The 437-nt window shown below is 67.0% G+C and carries 1 protein-coding gene; it reads right to left on the bottom strand.

The window, feature by feature from the left end; genetic code table 11:
* Positions 1–437, bottom strand: a 437-nt coding sequence (locus AB4Y44_RS42475; protein ID WP_368702825.1) for an SNF2 helicase-associated domain-containing protein, incomplete at both ends; no start/stop codon positions are given.

The following is a 437-nucleotide window of genomic DNA, read 5'->3' as shown; positions in this document are numbered from 1 at the left end:
CAACGCTTCGCCATCGAGCGACACCTCCATCCTGAAGTCGAGCAGTGCTTCCCTGCCCAGGCGTGACGGAGGCCGCGTCCCGACGCTCGCCCTGACCGCGGGCCGCGCGGGGCGTCCCGCGGCCCAGCTCGCCGGTAGTCGAACCATGATGCCGGCCGATTCCAGGGCCGGCAAATCGGAGAGCAGGCGAAACGCGTCGGCCGGCATCCAGCGCAACGGGTGGTAGATTTCGCGCGATTCAACCATCGCGCGCAACCAGTCGCAGCGTTCAGCGGCACGCTGGACCGGCATCAGGAGGGAGAGAAGCTGTGCCTTGTTGCGCGCACCGGAGAACTCTTCGAGCGCCCGCGAAAGGGGTTGATGCTGCGTCTTGCCATGGGCCGACAGGCGCGCAGCGTATGTAGCCAGGAACGCGAAAGGTGCTTCGGGATCCTTGC

The organism is Paraburkholderia sp. BR10937 (genome assembly GCF_040965695.1).
In the GTDB taxonomy this organism is placed as follows: domain Bacteria; phylum Pseudomonadota; class Gammaproteobacteria; order Burkholderiales; family Burkholderiaceae; genus Paraburkholderia.
Note: the sequence above shows the minus strand (reverse complement) of the source record. Positions and strands in the feature narration are given on the sequence as shown.